This window comes from Pseudomonas sp. LS-2, assembly GCF_003605735.1.
GTDB lineage: Bacteria > Pseudomonadota > Gammaproteobacteria > Pseudomonadales > Pseudomonadaceae > Aquipseudomonas.
In genome coordinates this window covers 80,536-97,194 of sequence record NZ_QXTJ01000040.1, presented here as the reverse complement: position 1 = coordinate 97,194, position 16,659 = coordinate 80,536, and the positions used below count along the sequence as shown (strand labels likewise).

The 16,659-nt window shown below is 53.0% G+C and carries 16 protein-coding genes and 1 pseudogene; 12 read left to right on the top strand and 5 right to left on the bottom strand.

Annotated elements, in window-relative coordinates:
- Positions 1 to 18 precede the first annotated feature (18 nt).
- The gene (locus tag D3M70_RS26015) at positions 19 to 972 is read right to left on the bottom strand and encodes a LysR family transcriptional regulator (protein WP_165869892.1); all 954 of its coding nucleotides are present in this window, start codon (positions 970 to 972) and stop codon (positions 19 to 21) included.
- 431 nt (positions 973 to 1,403) lie between these two features.
- On the opposite strand from D3M70_RS26015, the gene D3M70_RS26010 reads away from it, so the two are divergent.
- The 9 genes and pseudogenes from D3M70_RS26010 (at position 1,404) to D3M70_RS25975 (ending at position 11,458) form a co-directional block, all read left to right on the top strand.
- Entirely contained in the window at positions 1,404 to 2,441 is a 1,038-nt protein-coding gene (locus tag D3M70_RS26010; RefSeq protein WP_120128549.1) for a glycine betaine/L-proline ABC transporter ATP-binding protein, read from the top strand.
- 30 nt (positions 2,442 to 2,471) lie between these two features.
- On the top strand, positions 2,472 to 3,452 hold the full coding sequence (gene proW, locus D3M70_RS26005; protein WP_256659998.1) for a glycine betaine/L-proline ABC transporter permease ProW: 981 nt from the start codon (positions 2,472 to 2,474) through the stop codon (positions 3,450 to 3,452).
- A 109-nt stretch (positions 3,453 to 3,561) separates the two neighbouring features.
- Positions 3,562 to 4,542, top strand: coding sequence for a glycine betaine/L-proline ABC transporter substrate-binding protein ProX (proX, locus tag D3M70_RS26000; protein ID WP_120128800.1), 981 nt, complete (start codon positions 3,562 to 3,564; stop codon positions 4,540 to 4,542).
- 77 nt (positions 4,543 to 4,619) lie between these two features.
- Complete coding sequence (locus D3M70_RS25995; RefSeq protein ID WP_120128546.1) at positions 4,620 to 5,957, top strand: MmgE/PrpD family protein; 1,338 nt, start codon at positions 4,620 to 4,622, stop codon at positions 5,955 to 5,957.
- A gap of 50 nt (positions 5,958 to 6,007) precedes the next feature.
- Positions 6,008 to 6,541: pseudogene (locus D3M70_RS33715) on the top strand (AraC family transcriptional regulator); the annotation flags it as partial.
- 1 nt (position 6,542) lies between these two features.
- A partial coding sequence (locus tag D3M70_RS33710; RefSeq protein ID WP_256659988.1) for a helix-turn-helix domain-containing protein occupies positions 6,543 to 7,024 on the top strand: 482 nt, incomplete at its 5' end.
- Positions 7,025 to 7,229: 205 nt separating this feature from the next.
- A complete protein-coding gene (dddP, locus tag D3M70_RS25985) occupies positions 7,230 to 8,573 on the top strand; it encodes a dimethylsulfonioproprionate lyase DddP (protein ID WP_120128543.1) in 1,344 nt (447 codons plus the stop codon).
- A 711-nt stretch (positions 8,574 to 9,284) separates the two neighbouring features.
- Positions 9,285 to 10,319 carry a glycine betaine/L-proline ABC transporter substrate-binding protein ProX gene (proX, locus tag D3M70_RS25980; protein WP_120128541.1) on the top strand — a complete coding sequence of 345 codons (1,035 nt, stop codon included), beginning with the start codon at positions 9,285 to 9,287 and terminating at the stop codon, positions 10,317 to 10,319.
- 149 nt (positions 10,320 to 10,468) lie between these two features.
- Entirely contained in the window at positions 10,469 to 11,458 is a 990-nt protein-coding gene (locus D3M70_RS25975) for an isopenicillin N synthase family oxygenase (protein ID WP_120128540.1), read from the top strand.
- 407 nt (positions 11,459 to 11,865) lie between these two features.
- Here D3M70_RS25975 and D3M70_RS25970 read toward each other — a convergent pair whose 3' ends face one another.
- From D3M70_RS25970 to D3M70_RS25960, 3 genes are all read right to left on the bottom strand, one after another.
- The gene (locus tag D3M70_RS25970) at positions 11,866 to 12,231 is read right to left on the bottom strand and encodes a helix-turn-helix domain-containing protein (protein WP_375233045.1); all 366 of its coding nucleotides are present in this window, start codon (positions 12,229 to 12,231) and stop codon (positions 11,866 to 11,868) included.
- A gap of 348 nt (positions 12,232 to 12,579) precedes the next feature.
- Positions 12,580 to 12,810, bottom strand: coding sequence for an AbrB/MazE/SpoVT family DNA-binding domain-containing protein (locus D3M70_RS25965; RefSeq protein WP_120128537.1), 231 nt, complete (start codon positions 12,808 to 12,810; stop codon positions 12,580 to 12,582).
- Positions 12,794 to 13,030, bottom strand: coding sequence for a hypothetical protein (locus D3M70_RS25960; RefSeq protein WP_120128535.1), 237 nt, complete (start codon positions 13,028 to 13,030; stop codon positions 12,794 to 12,796). The genes D3M70_RS25965 and D3M70_RS25960 overlap by 17 nt, the downstream gene beginning before the upstream one ends.
- Positions 13,031 to 13,129: 99 nt before the next feature.
- Here D3M70_RS25960 and D3M70_RS25955 point away from each other — a divergent pair, with 99 nt between their 5' ends.
- Positions 13,130 to 13,420 carry a hypothetical protein gene (locus D3M70_RS25955; RefSeq protein WP_120128533.1) on the top strand — a complete coding sequence of 97 codons (291 nt, stop codon included), beginning with the start codon at positions 13,130 to 13,132 and terminating at the stop codon, positions 13,418 to 13,420.
- 79 nt (positions 13,421 to 13,499) lie between these two features.
- Positions 13,500 to 13,868 (top strand): histone-like nucleoid-structuring protein, MvaT/MvaU family, encoded by a 369-nt coding sequence (locus D3M70_RS25950; protein ID WP_120128532.1) that lies wholly within the window; start codon positions 13,500 to 13,502, stop codon positions 13,866 to 13,868.
- Positions 13,869 to 15,466: 1,598 nt separating this feature from the next.
- On the opposite strand, the gene D3M70_RS25945 is transcribed toward D3M70_RS25950, so the two are convergent.
- A complete protein-coding gene (locus D3M70_RS25945) occupies positions 15,467 to 16,102 on the bottom strand; it encodes an HAD family hydrolase (RefSeq protein WP_120128530.1) in 636 nt (211 codons plus the stop codon).
- 259 nt (positions 16,103 to 16,361) lie between these two features.
- On the opposite strand from D3M70_RS25945, the gene D3M70_RS25940 reads away from it, so the two are divergent.
- Positions 16,362 to 16,559, top strand: coding sequence for a hypothetical protein (locus D3M70_RS25940; RefSeq protein WP_120128529.1), 198 nt, complete (start codon positions 16,362 to 16,364; stop codon positions 16,557 to 16,559).
- Positions 16,560 to 16,659 lie beyond the last annotated feature (100 nt).

Here is a 16,659-nt window from a genome sequence, read left to right as displayed (position 1 = left end):
AACGGAGTAGCTGCTGTCTCAGCCCAGCTCGGTGAGCAGCCAGTCGCGCAGCTTGCAGCAGGCTGCGTTGCTCTCACGATCCTCTTTAAACGCCAGGTAGTGTTGCGAGTCCTTATGCACGACCTCTTCGTCGATTGGCCGGACAAGCGCGCCGCTCTCAATGAGCGCTATGACTAAATGGTTCCATCCCAAGGCGACGCCTTGATTGGCTAAAGTCATGCTAATGATCATGTTGTAGTCATTCGCAGTGAAGATATGTGGGCTGGTAGAAGGGCGGCGTTCTATATCAGTCTCGTGAAACGCGAGCCAGACGCCCCAGTCGACATGCTCTGCCACTTGGGATCGCCCATAAGGGCTGAGGTTCAAAAGTGCGCCATCGCGCAGGCCTTCAAGGGTGGACAGCTCCGGATGGTCGTCTCGGTATTGTGGGGTGCACACCGGGTAGATCACATCGTGGAAGAGGGGATAGCTTCGGTAACCGCTCTGGAAGCTCGCAAACTTGGTTACAAAAATATCAGGTGTGACGCCAGGCTCCATCGATAAGAAGTTTTGCGTCGAGATCAGGTTTAGGTCGATGTCTTCATGCTGACTGAAGAATGCTGGCATCCTCGGCGCGAGCCACAAAGCTGAGAATGCAGGGGAGCAGCATAGGGTGATCTCTGACTTTCCAGTGCGGTGTGACCTGACTCGCTTGGCGGCCTGAGAAATGTTCACGAACGACAGTTGTGCCGCGTCAAAGAAAGCCGCTCCAGCTTCCGTCAGCTCTACGGTGCGGCCTACCCTGCGAAATAGCTCAACGCCAAGGTAGCCTTCCAGCTCCCGAATCTGACGACTAATTGCTGCCTGGGTCACGCAGAGCGATTCGGCAGCACGGGTGAAACTCTGGTATCTGGCAGCGGCAACGAACGACTTGACCGCTTTGAGGGACGGCATCTGCAGCAGGGTGTTATCAGGATCGATGTGCTTAACCATAGCGTCGGGTATCGAATCTCAAAAAGCCTACGTACGTCGCCTGAAGACCGGTGTCAGCCGCTGTCTCAAGGCCTGTCTGTCGACCCCGAGGATAGCTGATAGCAAAGCGCGATGACAGGCGTCAGCTATGCTCAACAGGCGATGCTTGCTCGGAATGATGGGCTTGATCCCCGCCATTAATAACCTAGCGTTATTGATAGGGCTGAGGAAATGTTGTTAGACGTGCTGAGGCTAAGGTAATAACTTTGTCATCGCAGCCCTAGAAAAAAGGGCCTATTCAAAGATTAATAATAATAAGAGGATAGTCGTAATGGGTAATCATTTTTCCTTCAAAAAGTTCGTCTGCCGCGATAAAGAATTTGCACATTGATTTGGTTATTCGCTTTTAGGAATTTCCAAATTTTCCATGTCATTCGCAGAGGAAAGGGAATATGAGTCTTGGCGACGAAATACTCTCAGTAAAAAATATCTACAAAGTATTCGGCTCCCAGCCAAAGCTTGCGATGGATATGCTTAAAAGCGGTGCCGATAAAAATGAAATCTTTTCAAAAACTGGTCAAGTAGTAGGCGTTTTCGATGCCAGCTTCAACGTGAAGCGTGGCGAGATTTTCGTCATCATGGGTTTGTCTGGCTCCGGCAAATCAACAATGGTTCGCTTGTTCAACCGTTTGATTGAACCCACCTCTGGCACGATTCACCTCAATGGAAAAGAAATCACCGGCCTTTCTGACGACGCGCTTCTAGACGTGCGCCGCAAAGAGATGAGCATGGTGTTCCAGTCTTTTGCGTTGATGCCGCACATGACCGTGATCGACAACACCGCATTCGGCCTTGAGATTTCGGGTGTCGACGAGAAAGAGCGCCACACCCGTGCCCGCGATGCCCTGAAGCAAGTAGGTCTGACGGGACATGAGTACAGTTTCCCTCATCAACTGTCTGGGGGTATGCAGCAGCGTGTCGGCCTTGCGCGTGCCTTGGCCAACGATCCCTCCATTCTGCTGATGGATGAAGCGTTCTCTGCTCTTGACCCGCTCATTCGTCACGAAATGCAAGGGGAGCTGATTCGCCTTCAGGCAGAACAGCATCGCACGATCATCTTCATCTCCCATGACATCGAAGAAGCTATCAGGATCGGACACCGCATCGCGATCATGGAGGGCGGGCGGGTGGTGCAAATTGGTACGCCACAAGAACTGCTGTGTAGTCCGGCCAACGATTACGTCAAAGCTTTCTTCAAAGGCTTCGATGCTTCGAAAATTCTTCGAGCAGGCGATGTCGCGAAAATTTGCGCTGAGCATCCGTTCAACGGCGATGCCTCGAAGCCGACACTTCACGCTGACACGCCGCTTCAGGACATTTTCCATATCGTGGCTGATGCGCCACATCCGGTAGCGGTACTGGATAGGCAGGGGGTGTTCCAGGGCACCATCTCCAAAAGTGTGTTGCTCCAGACAATGAGCCGTCACTGACAGTGTCACCTGAGCGATCTCAGCTCAGAAATTCAGGTATCCACCATGTCCGATTTCAGCTTTCTTGATCCGTTCCAAAACATGACCATACCTCTCGGCCAATGGGTCGAGGTTGTACTCAATTATATGGTTCATAACTTCCGGGAAGTTTTCCGTTCGATCAGATGGCCCGTTGATCAAATCCTCAACGGTATCCAGTTCGGCCTGCTCTCGATCCCTCCAACCATCTTCATCATTGTCGCCACCCTCATCGGCTGGCAGGTGGGCGGCAAACGCGTAGGCGCGCTTTCCTTTATCACGCTCACGCTTCTGGGACTGATCGGCGTATGGGCCGACGCCATGACAACGCTCTCGTTAGTGCTGACGTCGCTGGTGTTCTGTGTCGTCATCGGTGTGCCATTGGGAGTGCTGTGCGCACGCAGCGATCGACTTGAGCGAATCCTGCGTCCAGGGCTAGATGCGATGCAAACCCTTCCCGCATTCGTATACCTCGTGCCCGTCGTAATGCTGTTTGGGATCGGTAACGTCCCCGGTGTCCTGGTTACGATTATCTTCTCTGTGGCTCCCTTGATCAGGTTGACCAACCTGGGTATTCGTCAGGTTCCTGAAGACAAGGTGGAGGCGGCCCGTGCGTTCGGCTGCACACGACGCCAGATGCTGGTCAAGGTGCAGCTTCCCCTGGCGGCGCCAACCATAATGGCGGGCCTGAATCAGGCGTTGATGCTATCGCTGTCCATGGTCGTCATCGCATCGATGATCTCGGTAGGTGGTCTCGGCCTAATGGTGCTTCGAGGGATTGGCCGCTTGGATATGGGGCTGGCTACTGTTGGCGGCGTGGGCCTGGTGCTTCTCGCGATCTTCCTTGATCGATTGACTCAGGCCATGGGCGAACGCAGCAATATGGCCGTCAAGGGGGAGCACTGGTACCAGACAGGGCCGATAGGGATTCTCTACAGGCTCAAAAGAAAAAATAACTCCTCGCAATCCGTCGCGCGTTTGAAAGAAAGTTGAGTCTCCCAAGACATCGCTTTTTGACTGGAACACCTGCCCAAAATATTTCGCAAGGTTGATCACGATGAATGCCGGAAGTCGCAGTATGAAAGCTAAATTGATCCGTTGTGTGGCACTTCTTGCCATCGCTGTCGCGCCTACTTTTAGCATGGCTGCTTCGGCCACGGAGCCTGGCAAAGGTGTATCGATCACTCCGATTTTCCCGACTATTGCGGAGGAACGCTTCCGAGGTGAGATCGCCATGGCCGGCCTCAAGGATCTGGGCTATGACGTCAAATCTCCAAAAGAGACTGACTATCCAGCGATGATGCTCGCGTTGTCGTATGGCGATGCTGATTTTACCGTCCATGCCTGGGAGCAGTTACACGCCTCGTTCTACGCCAAAGCTGGCGGCGACGACACGATGGTGAAGGTCGGCAACATAATGCCCGGCGTACTGCAGGGGTACATGATCGATAAGAAGACCGCTGACCAGTATCACATCACATCCATTGAAGACCTGAAAAAGCCCGAGATCGCGAAGTTGTTCGATAGCGATGGTGATGGCAAAGCTGACATGACGGGCTGCAACCCGGGTTGGGGTTGCGAGCTCATCGTCGAACATCACATGAAGGCCTATGGGTTAGAAAAGACGGTCACCGACAACCGTGGGTCGTATTTCGCGCTGATGGCTGACACCATCGCACGCTACCAGGAGGGTAAGCCGATTCTTTATTTCACTTGGGTTCCTCAATGGATTTCCAGCGTGCTGATCGAAGGTAAAGACGTAGTCTGGCTGACGGTTCCGAAGACAGATCTCCCAGGCGGCAAGAACGATGTGAACACCACATACGATGGTAAGAATCTTGGGTTTGCGGTGGATACCGTTCGCGCTGTATTGAACAAGGATTTCGCTGAAAAGAACCCTGCGGCGGTGAAATTCCTTTCAGAAATGCAAATCTCCACAGCAGATGAAAGTGCTCAAAATCTGAAGATGCACAATGGCGAAAACAAGCCAGCGGATATCACACGCCACGCCGCTGAGTGGATCGCGGCTCATCGCGCTGCGTACGATGGCTGGCTAGCAGACGCTCGTTCCGCCAAGAACTGACCTTCTGAATGCTTCCAAGCAAGGTTGCTCGGAGTTCGGGCAGCCTGTCTCCCACATGAACCTCACGGAAGTGCAGCATGTCGCTCTATTCGTTCATTCAGAATTTCAAATTCAGCGATGCCCCTGTCAAGACGCAGGAACTGCTCAAAACCTGTTTGCTGGATATCATCGGCGTCGCCTCGGGAGCCCGGGCTAACCATACAAGCATCACGCTCAAAAACTTCGCTGTCACTCACTACCCAGCCTCATCGCTGTCCAGTCGACTCTGGTTCGATGGCAGGGCGGTGCATCCCTTCGGTGCCGGATACGCAGGCGGGTTCAACGTCGACAGCCTGGACGCTCACGAGGGGCATTTCACGTCCAAAGGTCACGCAGGGGCAACGGTTGTACCGGCGGTGATTGCCTTGGTTGACGCATGTCGTGCCCAGGGAAAAGACATCAGCGGTGAGGAGTTGCTGACCGTTTTGATGCTTGGGTACGAGACAGGCCTAAGGGCGGGGAACGCCCTGATGGCGATTGCACCTGAATATCATGCCTCTGGTGCATTTTCAGGTCTTGGAGTGGTGTGCGCTGGTACGCGCCTGTTGAACCTGGACGAAGAGACTTTCTTGCACGCGCTTGGCATTGCCGAATACTTTGGGCCGCGTTGTCCGATGATGCGTCTGGTCGATTATCCCTCAATGCTTCGCGATGCCCATGGTGCTGGCGCCTATGCGGGGCTGAATGCCCTGTTTATGGCGCAGGCCGGCGTCACCGGCGCTCCCGCCGCCACGGTTGAAGCGGAAGATGTCGCCGAGTTCTGGAATGGCATTGGTGAAGAATGGGAGATCGACAAGCAGTATTTCAAACCATGGCCAGTCTGCCGCTGGGCTCAGCCTGCATTGACCGCGATGACAGCGCTGAAACTCCAGCATCCTGAGATCGTTCCGCAAGCTGTTGAGACTGTGGAGGTCGAGACTTTTCATGAGTCGATGCGCTTGCAGGGGCATCGCCCAAAAAACGCTGATGAGGCGCAGTACGCGCTTGCATTCCCCATGGCCGCGCTGATAGCTCGCGGGCGGGTAGGTGCTGATGAGGTGACTGGCGATGCCATTCATGCTGCTGACATTTTGAGTATCAGTGAACGCGTCAACATCACGGAGGCGGCTGATCTGTCAGCAAGGTTTCCAGAGGAAATTCTGTCCCGCGTCACTGTTCAACTCAAGGACGGCAAGTCATTTACCAGTCCGATCACAGCAGCAAAGGGTGATCCAGAAAATCCGATGTCGGATGCTGAGTTTGCCGACAAATTTCATATGTTTGCTGACGAAAGCTTGGGTGTCTCTCGTAGCCAGGCCATTCAGGACTCTGTCTTGAATTTATATGGACAAGCGAACTGCGAAGATTTCCTGAATTTGCTTCTGTCGCCGGCGTAACGCTTTCGACAAACCTGACGCATCACTGTGTGGATTGGGCTTTGAAAGTTATGGCATACGTTTTCGAGAGCGTGCTCAAAAATCAAAACATGCTGTATTCGTCGGTCGCTAAGGAAAGCGCGAGTAGCCCGTCAGTGGTGCGCGTCGCTTTTGTGCTGATGGATAACTTTTCGATGATGTCGTTCACAGGCGCAATGGATGCGCTTGTGACGGCAAATCTGATGAGTGAGACCCCGGTCTTCGAGATCCTAAAAGTCGGTCTGGCGGGTCGTAGTGTCATGAGTGACTTGGGTATCGCCATCCCCACTGATCTAGAACTTTCGCAGCTTCGCACCCGCCAAGACCTCCTGATGGTTGTTGGAGGATTGAGAGTGGATCTGAAAGTAAATCCATGCCTGAAACGCAAGATTGTCAGCGCCGCAGAGGCGGGGGCGACGATAGGAGGCCAATGGAATGGTGCGTTCTTTCTTGCTGATGCTCACGTGATGGACGGCTACCAATGCGCTTTCCATCCGGACGGGCGTGCGATGATGGCAGACGAATTCCCTAACGTTGAGATCTGTGACCGAAGCTACGCCATTGATNTGCTGGAGTTCATTCGTGTCAGAAAAGGAAGCGCCCTGACTCAGGCGGTTGAAGAGGTTCTCGGCTGTGATGAGCATGATCATCTGGCGGGGATATCAGCCATCTCGGTAGATACCGATCCAACGCTCCCGGAGACGCTCAAGCTTGCCCTAGAGCTGATGCAAAAGAATATCGAAGAGCCGTTGAGCATTCCCGAGCTCGCCTCATGCACAGGAATTTCCAAGCGCCAACTTGAGCGTCGATTTGGTCGTTTCGTTGGTGCCACTCCCTCTCGCTACTATCTGGAGCTTAGGCTCACCAGGGCACGACAGTTGGTCTTGCAGACCAATCGATCCATCACTGAAATCGCCATCTCAACTGGCTTTGTGAGCCTGCCGCATTTTCAGAAGCGCTTCAGGGATTTCTTTGGCGCGGCCCCTGGGAGCTACCGAGCTACCTATGAGCGGCGCAAGACGCCGAGAACAACCCAGTTGAGGGCATAACCAGTCAATCCTTGATTCTGACTGGCTTCCCATGTCTGCGCATTAACACAATGGCACTGACTGATAGACATGAAGGTCTAGGCGCCTTTCATAACAGCCAGTGGTGAATGTGGTTAGTTTTCAAGCTAAAGCAAGATCTGCGAAACGTCTGGGCTCTATTAAACATGCTTGCGATCACAACCAAAAACCAGAATGGTGGCCTTGTATGATGAATTCTCCGTTTTCAATTCCAAGCAGTTCGAGACGCATTGATCCCGCACGACGGCAAGCATCGGATACCAAGCCTGATGGCTCTCTAAATGACAATGACCGGGTTGAAATCGGCCCGACCCCGATGGCCTTCGCTGAGTGGGAGCGTCTTGGTCTAGAGCCACCTCAACTATCTAATATGCGGCAGTACAGATTGCAACGGATAGTTGACCAGTTGGTCGCCCGTGATTTGGCGGGGGTATTGTTGTTCGACCCCCTCAATATCCGCTACGCGACCGATACGACGAACATGCAGCTTTGGATTACTCACAATCCCGGGAGAGCATGCTTTATTTCAGCTGGTGGCCATGTTGTTTTGTGGGACTTTCATGGATGTGGTCATTTATCCGCACATTTGCCCTTGATCAATGAGCTCCGCAGTGGGGCGTCTTTCTTCTATTTTGAAACGGGCGAGCGCACCGACGAGCACGCCAAGCACTTCGCTTCGCAGGTTGAAGAGCTACTACGCCATCATTCTGGCCAAAACCGACGTTTGGCTGTAGACAGAATTGAGGTCGCGGGCCTGCGAGCTCTAGATGCGTTAGGGATCCAAGTCTGCAACGGACAGCAAGTTATGGAATTGGCTAAGGTCGTGAAAGGCGCTGATGAAATTCGAGCTATGCGATGCGCCGTAGCTGCTTGTGAGGCCGCTGTAGCTGAAATGCACTCTGCGATGCGTGCAGGCGTCACGGAGAATGACGTATGGGCGGCGCTTCATCTCGGTAACATACGTAGGGGGGGCGAATGGATAGAAACACGTATCTTAAGTTCTGGGCCACGCACTAATCCATGGTTCCAAGAGTCTGGCCCTAGAGTGCTGAGTGATGGGGATTTGGTGTCTTTCGACACCGATCTGATTGGTGCTTATGGTATTTGCGTGGATATGTCTAGGAGCTGGATCTGTGGAGGGCTTGACCCCACGGCTGAGCAAAAGAGACTTTATAAAATTGCTCATGAGCATATTGTTCACAACACAGAGCTGATTAAACCTGGAGCAAGATTTAGTGAGTTGACCGCTAAAGCTCACAGGCTTCCTGAATCTTGCCGAGCTCAACGCTATGGGGTGCTTTATCACGGGGTAGGACTTTGCGATGAGTACCCATGCATCAGGTACCCAGAAGACGAAGAGTCTTACGGATATGAGGGGGAGCTTGAGCCTGGAATGACACTGTGTGTCGAAGCGTATATTGGCGAGGTGGGAGGGCGTGACGGGATAAAGTTGGAGAACCAAGTCCTAGTCACCGATGAGGGCGTAGAAGTGCTCACTTGTTACCCGTTTGACAGTAGCTTTCTAAGCTAACCGATCGCTTCACGACGGTCTAACGCCTCTCTCGAATCGTGACCGGCCATGCAGGCTCGTCGACAGGGCGGCAATGCGAAGCTAATCATCAGGCCTCTGGTGTCTGCACCGCCGGCATGCCTCGCTGCGAGGCCGATCCTCAAGGTGATCCTGGCCGCATCTTTGATTCGAGTAGGCGGTAGCATACGTCCTTCAACCTACACACATGGATTGACGTCAAAATCCAGCACGGATGGTACCCATAACTGCCATGATCGATAACGTAGAGTTATCCATTACCTAGCGTAAATGTTGTTAGACTTGCTGGCGTTATGGTAATAATTTGGAGGCCACTACTCCTACACGTAGACGCCCCTCAAGCGAACTCATACATAATAATAAAAGGATGGTCGCTATGTACTACCCTGTCGTGTTTTTCTGCAATTGCTCCTGCCTATCTACTAAATCATGCTGTCAGCGGTTGGCCATTTTGGTGATTTTGCTTTGATCCTGTTTACAGCGCGGGTATGCCTTCGTGCTGGCACTCAAGCCAGGATCTCTAGATATCCACAAATTGCCCATTGGGCAGTGGTTGAATCAGAGTTCTGAACTGGTGCGTTTCATATGCTGGATTTTGAAGAAAAAAAGCTGAATACGGCGGAACTATAAAAAGCCGTACAGCAGTAGCACCGACGGTAACTCTGCCCTTTGAACATAGCCAGGTAGGACAATATGTATCGAGAAATCCAAAGCCTAAAAAAAAGCGCAACTCGGAAGATAGCCGCCGTGGCACTCGGGTTAGCCATCGCCCCAGTCTTCAGTTTTGCTGCTGACCCTCAGTTGCCCGGCAAAGGCATTTCTGTAACCCCGGTTTTTCCAACTATTGCCGAGGAGAGATTCAGAGGTGAAATTGCATCTGCAGGGCTGAAGGCGCTCGGTTATGAAGTGCAACAGCCTAAAGAGACTGAGTACGCAGCCATGCTACTTGCGATCTCTTATGGTGACGCGGATTTCACCGTTCACTTCTGGGAGCAGTTGCACGCGACTTTTTATACCAAGGCTGGTGGCGACGATACCATGCTGAGAGTCGGGAATATCATGCCTGGTATCTTGCAAGGGTACATGATCGATAATAAGACGGCAGATGCCTACAAAATCAAAGATATATCCGATCTCAGAAAGCCAGAAATCGCCAAGCTCTTCGACAGCAATGGCGACGGCAAAGCTGATTTGACCGGCTGTAATCCAGGTTGGGGATGCGAGCTGATTATTGAGCATCACATGAAGGCGTATGACCTTGAAAAAACCGTTACCCATAACCGTGGTTCGTATTTTGCCCTCATGGCGGACACGATCGCTCGCTATAAAGAAGGCAAACCGATCCTTTACTACACCTGGGTACCACAATGGATTTCCGGCGTACTTGTAGAAGGCAAAGACGTTGTATGGCTCGCGGTGCCTAAGACAGATCTCCCAGGCGGGAAGAACGACGTCAACACCACCTTCAATGGCAAGAACCTAGGCTTCTCGGTTGATACGATCAGAGCTGTTTTGAATAAGGATTTTGCTGCAAAAAATCCTGCAGCGGTTAAGTTCCTTTCTGAAATGCAAATTACCACGGCTGACGAGAGCGCCCAGAATCTCAAGATGCATGACGGTGCAAATAAACTGGAAGATATTAAACGCCAGGCGGCAGAGTGGATCGCTGCTAATCAGCAGAAGTATGACGGCTGGCTGGCTGACGCTCGGGCAGCTGCCAAGAAATAAAATCTGATCGTGCCAAAAGGGGGCTAACGTTAGCCCTCTTTTTCATAAAAGCACTATGCCTTGCTCGTTGTGATGAGTAGGTAATAATATGCGGGCGGCAGCCAGCACTTCCAAGCACGCGAAAACTGATGATCGGGAGCCCAGTATAAATGTCCGAGTTTACTGATGTTCGTTTGGCCAGCAAGCAGATAGCACTTAATGAAATCCCTGTCATAGACGTAGCGGCCCTAATCGATAATAGCGATCCACAGGGTGTTGCCCTGCAAATTGGCCAGGCTTGCGAGAAGGTCGGTTTTTTTTACATAAAAAACCATGGCGTTGACCAGTCGCTTATCGATGAGATGTATGCATTGACCAAAGAGTTTTTCGATCTTCCGTATGAGCAAAAGAATAAGCTCAATGTTGTGAACTCCGGACAAACCCTGCGCGGCTATATTCCGATGTACGCTGAGAATGTCGACCCTACCAACACCCGAGATTTCAAAGAGTGCTACGACTATGGGGCCCATACGGACGAGGTCTCGCCGTTTTTTGGCTCCAATCAAATGCCAGATGAGTTGCCTCGCTTCAAGGTTGTGGCTGAAGCCTATTACGCCAAAGTGTTCGCTCTCTCCAGGAAGCTGATCAGCGGGATTTCGCTGAGTCTGGGCTTGCCTGCGGACTATTTTGAGAAGCTTCAGAAGAAGCCGATCACGATCCAACGTATTCTCCATTACCCTCCTCAGATGGGTAAGGTTTCCCAGGAAGAAATTGGGATCGGAGCCCATACCGATTATGGCTTCCTAACGGTACTGTCACAGGATGCCGTTGGCGGCCTGCAGGTACGCAACCGCGCCAACGAGTGGGTCAGCGCGCCTCCGATCGAGGGCACCTTCATCGTCAATATCGGCGATCTCGTTCAGACCCTGACCAACGATCGTTACGTTTCCACAATGCATAGGGTGGTCAACATCAGCGGCAAAGAGCGCTATTCCATCCCGCTCTTTATCGACTTGGATTTCGATGCGGTTGTAGAGCCCGTTTCAACCTGCGTCAGCGATGCGCAACCCTCCAAGTACGAGGCATACACGTGCGGACAGCATAAATTCAAGCGGTTCGTCGACAGCTATGCTCACCTGAAGGATCTCAAGGTGGGGTGATTACGATCTTGTCGTCCAGCACAAAGTGCCCACGGTGACAGAGCTGCGCCAGGTGATTCCTCTTACTGCTGGGAAGGAACCACCTGCGTCGTTGCGTCCATTTTTGAGTGTGAGAGTACGGCTGGCACTGGATACTCGTGTTCGAAGCGACTCTCGATGGAGCGCAGATGGCTCACTTACGGGGTGCAGAGCGGGGGCTCAGATGCTGCCCTTCGTGTTCGCAATGGGCTGCACCGGCCATGGCGAAGCCAACAGAGAGGCGTTCCTGTAAAAGGATCGTGAAAGCCTTCACTTGGTTGGCTGGGTTGAGGCGCCCCAAGAAATCGGTAGACAAGGCGATCAAAGGACTGTCATTGCATCCGTGATGGGGCCGTTTGGCGACATTGCTTATCCTCCGGTGCCCTCACTCAATCACCAAAGCAAAACTCGGTTTGATTAGACGCTACGGGTGGGAGTGCGCCTCTGGCACGACTCCTGACTCGATTTGCTGGCGATGGAGTCGCGAGTGGAGTCTGCAGTTCACCAAGCACGCCAGCCTCGTTCAACTGACCGATCTCTTCTTCCAAGCGGCTGATCAGTGACCTGATCGGCTGTCCTGTTTCGGCGCTGATTGTGACGGCTACCAATGTGAGTGGGCTCAGGCCCAGAGGGGCGCTCAAAGTCGCCATCATCTCCAACGTAGGGCTGCTCTGCCCACGTTCCAGCTTCGAGACGTAAGTGCGGCTGCTGACTTCTGCCAAGTCTTTCTGTGAGAGCCCACGAGCCTTTCGCATTGCCTTGAGCACGGTAGCTACGGCTGTTTTGATCGACATAAAGCGTCCTGAATTCACCACCTTCAGTGCTGGCCCATTCTCGAATAAGAATGATGCGACTAGCGTTTAAGGCCAAGGAGGCTACCACAACATGGGGGTAACTCTTCTGCGTGCGATAGGCTGTGGCACCTACGTGACGGTGACCAGATTCGCTTAGATGTGGGGTATCTACTGACTGGAAACATTTGATAGGGCGATGGCAAGCGGAGCGCGCAGGCGTGAGGATGAAAGCCCGCAGGGCCAAGACGGCCAGCGGAGCGGGGCGGCTTGGTTCACGCCAGCCGGCCCGCAGGGCACGCCCTCAAGAAGTCAGTCTCGCTTCGGGTTATGGCTGTTCCAAGACCTAACCAGTTCATCAATCCGACCCGGCAAAGTCGGTGTTTTCGAAAGCACCAGGCACCGGCTGTTTCCGATGAACTCTTCGATCAAGTACAGAGTGTCGCCTACGTCGACATCCATCTCCTGAAGCACCTCATCAGGGAGGCGAATTGCACCATCGCCGTCCCAGTCTTCGATGATCACGCTATACGATTTGCTCATTGTTCTCCTGCTCCTGAGGAGGGCTCTCAAGTTCGAGATGCTGCGCGATCACTTCGACCATCCTCAAAGGACTTTTGCTGTCGATGACCTTGTAGATCCCATCTCGCTTGCTGCGTGGAAGCTTCTTCACGACGCTCTTAGCTGCTGTGCGGACGCCCTCATCGGTGCCATGAATGCGTGCAGCAAGTAGCAGGATCAGCAGAGCGTCTGTAAGGTTCATGGCCGCGCCAGATGAAATCGGTAGTGCAGTGTAAACGACGCCTTGGCGTCAATACGAATTTGCTCTACGACATCAGATTAAACACGGAAGGATTTTGGGATGAGCTTCAGAGGGACGCTGGCCATCTTTACCATGCTGGCCTTGAGTGGATGTGGCGACGACAGTTACAAGCTGAACTGTCCGAATGAGGATTCGGCTTTCATCAACAAGTCCGTGGCCGACTACTTTGCGCGGCACCAGAACGCTTCAGGAACCCGGACGTACCAGCTGGTTGGGGGAAATCACTACGATGCTACCACCCACTGGTGGATCGTTCCGCTTGACGCTGATGGGCAAAAGCTTCAAGCACTGCTGAGTTGTGATGGCCGACTTGAGTTGAGCGGGCGGTGAAACATTTATCAAGGCCGAATGACTCGCGTCCCGGCTTCAACTAACATCACACCTATCAACCGAATACTTGGAGTATTACATGTCCCGTCTCGCAGAATTTCGCAAATTGGAACAACAGCTCGCAGCCCAACTGGCAGAGTTGGAAACACTGAAAAACGACGACGGCCTGAAACGGGAAATCGAGTTTGAAACCAAACTCCGTGATCTGCTGGCCACGCACGGTTACAGCCTGCGTGACGTGATCAACATTCTCGACCCACAGGCCGGCAGCCGGAAGGGCGCGCCTGTGGCTGCTGAGAAAGGCACTCGCCGTGCACGCATAGTGAAGGTCTACAAGAATCCTCACAACGGCGAGATCGTTGAAACCAAGGGGGGCAACCACAAGACGCTGAAGGCCTGGAAAGCTGAGCATGGTAGCGACGAGGTGGAATCTTGGCTGGCCCAGTGATCTACAAACTTGAATAAGAAAGCCGCCCACTAGGGCGGCTTTTGGTTTCCGGGTATCGGAGGGCAACCGCTGTGAACTTCCTCCACCACTTTCGTCGCCCGAAGCGTCCTTCCATAGCAACGGCTTGGTGAGGGACTTCTCGGGTGGCTCGAAGACGCTTTAGGATTATCGGACGCGTCCGCTTAAAGCGCGCATTGGCCTGGATAACCACCTGACAGCTAGTTCCCTGCCTTGAAGCAGACCGATTGCTGATTCCAGTGTCCTGGGTCACCCATTGCGACCGACTCATCGCTTGGATACGTTGCGTTCATGGACTATTTGATTGCAATCGCCAGACCTCGCAAGGCCTCTGTGAGGCGCGAGTCTTTACGAAAGCCCCCGGCCTGATAGCCAGTGAAATGTCGCAAAAGTGCTTCTACGCTCAGTTCTACCCCGATGAGCATGTCGTACCTTTTGTGCGAGATTGATGTGTGGTGCCCGGAATGATACGAGCATTCGCTAAGCTGGCTGGATGGTAGTTTGTCGTGACCAGGAGTCCGCTGGAAGGGAGGGATGTGATGGCGTCCAACCGCGTGCGCCAGCACAATCTGCGATGCAACAGGCCCGGCCACATCACCACGGGTGGATCATTCTCAACGAGCCTCCCTTTGCGAAGCATCGCGGTACCTAGGCTCTGATTGTACAACCATTCGTCGGGTGAAAATTCCGGCGACCAAGCGCAAATGGTGTCAATTGAATTGAAATGTTTGCCCGTCGTAACGCCATACACCCTACGAAATCGCAGATTTGTACCGCGTTTTTTGTCATTCTTGGAGCAGTGAGAGGTGACACTTTGGGGTCTTTTGACGTTTCTCTGTTTAGATCGAGTCGTCCGCGGATCCAGCGTGAAAGCCTATCTTATAAGGGCCGAGAAACAGTGCGCTTTCCTTCTGGAGGTAAACAGTTGTCAATTTGGGGTATATAATAAGACAAGAATATACCTCTCATAATCAGCTGAAAGCCCTGGCAATTCATATAATATGTTTGAAATATCAAAGGACGAGTTGCTCGCCGAAATTGTCAATTAAGATTAATTATATAAGCCGAACCCGATCGCTCTCACTAAAACAATGATTGACAAGTTTCCGGTCGCTGTAGCAACCTCCACTTCCCTTGTCGCGCCCCTGCAGTCAACTTGTTGATGACGAACCTTTGCACCCTAAAGTTGGAGTTTGTTACTTGAAATACTTCCTGATGTTAATCGCGTTTTTCTTAGCCCTGTGGCCGCGCTCCATTGATGAGGAGTTGAGCGCTGCACCTGTACTGTCGCTTGAACGAAGCGAGAACAAACCATCGTCGCCGTGCTGCCAGGGCTCAGATCGACGCGGTGTCATCATGGAGCCCGATAAGGCTGATGGGAAGGGGATGCAAGGTGAGTCTTGCAGATGAATGTAAGCTCGGTGCGGGCATGGGATGAATTGCCGAAGCTCACGGGCAGATTCTTCAAAGGCACACACCCCTTAATGAGGCTCTTGACCTCTGGGCCTGAACGAATTGGACATCGGATGCTGCAGCGACCAGCCTACAGGATCCCGGCCAGGGATGCGCCCAGATCCTATTCAGGCGACTTGAATCTCCTGCAGCACCGTACGCGCAAATCGGACAAGGCTCTCGAAATCGCCGCTCCCTGACCTGCTCAGGAGAAAACCCCGGATGCCCGCCGCGCGCGGGCCATCTCGATCGCATTTCGCAGAATCGCCGATCATCAGCGTCAGATCTGATCCAGAAAACATATTGAGTTCTGCTCCGACGAGAGCGCAGGTTTCGCGGTAGATCGAGCGATCCGGTTTCATAGCACCGATCTCGAAACTCAGCCCATAGCCATCGAGGTTTGGGTACAAACGCTTCACGGGTTCGCCGTAGGGCATGGCCAAGTTCGAGCACACCGCGATCCTGACTCCTTCGCGCCGCAGTAGCTCTACAGCCTGTAGGCCATCTTCAAACGGTTCAATGCGAGCCAGTTCCAAATCAAGTGCGTGCTGCAGGTCATCTAGATGAGCAGGTGATACCTGAATTTTGAAGTAGTCAGCGGCCTGCTGAAGGCCCAAGGGCTGTGTCATCAACACATGAAGATCATCGGGTTGAGGTCGACGTCCTTGCCGTATGCCCTCCTTAAGAAGCTGTCGATAGGGGTGCACCCCTTCGGAGATCTTCAGCAGCGTGCCAAAGGCATCAAAAATTACGGTGACCGCCATCAATCGATTCCCCTATTCAAACGCTCCCAACGCTACCACGTCATTCCACGGCTGCGTATCCATGGCTTGACTGTTCCTGAGTCACTAGTTCAACAGTGAGCAGGCTTCGGCGGTGTAGACTGCTTCGATTTCTACCCTGGCCAGTCCGCCATATCTGCCTGCACAATAGAGTTGAACGGGGTGAAAAAAACCTGGCTGGGCTGCGGTCAAACGGTTCGCGCCCTTCAAACGGATTTGTATTGATTGCCTACGAGACCCCATGAAACACGACCACACGCCCAGGCCGCTGACCCATCAAGAATTTGAGCAGATGATGCGTACCTTCGATGCGGCTGAGGAGTGGATGCTGAACCAGCTTAAGCACAATCGTGCACCGCGGCCGCGTGAATCACAGAGCACTGTCGGCGACAACGGGCCTCGACTGAATACTGATGATTCGACGCCACTCGATGTTTAAGCAGGGAATCGCCTCGTTCGCAGGCGCAGACGGCGAGCGAAATGCAGTTCGTCCTGGATGACCTCATAACGACCTTACTCCGGGAAGCGAGGAGCTAATG

Bases quoted from the DNA above. Each gene is read 5' to 3' on its own strand.
- D3M70_RS26015 (WP_165869892.1), bottom strand. From the start codon at position 972: ATGGTTAAGCACATCGATCCTGATAACACCCTGCTGCAGATGCCGTCC.
- D3M70_RS26010 (WP_120128549.1), top strand. From the start codon at position 1,404: ATGAGTCTTGGCGACGAAATACTCTCAGTAAAAAATATCTACAAAGTA.
- D3M70_RS25995 (WP_120128546.1), top strand. From the start codon at position 4,620: ATGTCGCTCTATTCGTTCATTCAGAATTTCAAATTCAGCGATGCCCCT.
- dddP (WP_120128543.1), top strand. From the start codon at position 7,230: ATGATGAATTCTCCGTTTTCAATTCCAAGCAGTTCGAGACGCATTGAT.
- proX (WP_120128541.1), top strand. From the start codon at position 9,285: ATGTATCGAGAAATCCAAAGCCTAAAAAAAAGCGCAACTCGGAAGATA.
- D3M70_RS25975 (WP_120128540.1), top strand. From the start codon at position 10,469: ATGTCCGAGTTTACTGATGTTCGTTTGGCCAGCAAGCAGATAGCACTT.
- D3M70_RS25970 (WP_375233045.1), bottom strand. From the start codon at position 12,231: ATGCGAAAGGCTCGTGGGCTCTCACAGAAAGACTTGGCAGAAGTCAGC.
- D3M70_RS25965 (WP_120128537.1), bottom strand. From the start codon at position 12,810: ATGAGCAAATCGTATAGCGTGATCATCGAAGACTGGGACGGCGATGGT.
- D3M70_RS25960 (WP_120128535.1), bottom strand. From the start codon at position 13,030: ATGAACCTTACAGACGCTCTGCTGATCCTGCTACTTGCTGCACGCATT.
- D3M70_RS25955 (WP_120128533.1), top strand. From the start codon at position 13,130: ATGAGCTTCAGAGGGACGCTGGCCATCTTTACCATGCTGGCCTTGAGT.
- D3M70_RS25950 (WP_120128532.1), top strand. From the start codon at position 13,500: ATGTCCCGTCTCGCAGAATTTCGCAAATTGGAACAACAGCTCGCAGCC.
- D3M70_RS25945 (WP_120128530.1), bottom strand. From the start codon at position 16,102: ATGGCGGTCACCGTAATTTTTGATGCCTTTGGCACGCTGCTGAAGATC.
- D3M70_RS25940 (WP_120128529.1), top strand. From the start codon at position 16,362: ATGAAACACGACCACACGCCCAGGCCGCTGACCCATCAAGAATTTGAG.